The organism is Mycobacterium sp. E342, assembly GCF_001667665.1.
GTDB lineage: Bacteria > Actinomycetota > Actinomycetes > Mycobacteriales > Mycobacteriaceae > Mycobacterium.
In genome coordinates this window covers 1-1,167 of sequence record NZ_LZJM01000195.1, presented here as the reverse complement: position 1 = coordinate 1,167, position 1,167 = coordinate 1, and the positions used below count along the sequence as shown (strand labels likewise).

The 1,167-nt window shown below is 66.2% G+C and carries 1 protein-coding gene; it reads left to right on the top strand.

Annotation, left to right across the window (positions count from 1 at the left end; all coding sequences use genetic code 11):
• Positions 1-1,167, top strand: a 1,167-nt coding sequence (locus A5692_RS14180) for a condensation domain-containing protein (RefSeq protein WP_231984319.1), incomplete at both ends; no start/stop codon positions are given.

Genomic DNA, 1,167 nt, shown 5'->3' with positions numbered 1-1,167 from the left:
TCGTGGTGCTTGAGGCGTTGCCGTTGACGGTCAATGGCAAACTCGACGCCCGCGCCCTACCCGCCCCCGACTACACCAGCGCCCCCTATCGCGCCCCGGCCACCCTCACCGAAGACATTCTGGCCGGCATCTACGCCCAAATCCTCGGCCACGACCGCGTCGGACTGGACGACTCCTTCTTCGATCTGGGTGGGGACTCGTTGTCGGCGATGCGCCTGATCGCGGCCATCAACAATTCTTTGGATGCCAACCTGTCGGTGCGGGCGGTGTTTGAGGCGCCCACCATCGCCCAGCTAGCACCCCGCATCCAGGCCGGGGGTGGGGGTGGGCTGGCCCCGCTGACGGCCCAGCAGCGGCCGGCAGTGGTGCCGTTGTCGTTTGCCCAGTCCCGGTTGTGGTTTATCGATCAGTTGCTGGGCCGGTCTGCGGTCTACAACATGCCCATCGCGGTACACCTCACGGGGCCACTCGACGTGGACGCCCTGCAGGCTGCGCTCGGTGATCTAGTGGCCCGCCATGAAAGCCTGCGCACCCTGTTCCCCACGATCGACGGGATCCCCCACCAGCAGGTGGTGCCGGTCGAGCAGGCCGAGTTCGGCTGGGCGGTGATCGACGCCGGTGAGTGGACGCACGAGCGGCTCGAGGAGGCCATCGCCGCGGCGGCAGAATACTGGTTCGATCTGGCAACCGAAATCCCGATCCACACCGAGCTTTTCCGGTTGGGCCCCGATGAGTATGTGTTGGTGGCGGTGGCCCACCACATCGCCGCCGACGGCTGGTCGACCACACCACTGATACGAGATCTGGGTGTGGCCTATACCAGCCGCGCTCAAAGCCAGACTCCAAGTTGGGCGCCGTTGGCGGTGCAGTACGCCGACTACACACTCTGGCAACGTGAGCAGTTCGGTGACCTCGACGACCCACACAGCCGCATCGGCGGACAGCTGGGCTACTGGCAGCACGCGTTGACCGGGATGCCCGAACGGCTGGTGTTGCCCACGGATCGGCCCTATCCGGCGGTGGCCGATCACCGGGGGGCCAGCCTCCCGATCGAGTGGCCCGCCGAGCTGCAGCAGCAGATCACCCAGCTGGCCCGCACCCACAACGCCACCAGTTTCATGGTGCTCCAAGCCGCCCTAGCAGTCTTGTTGGCCAAACTCAGCGCCA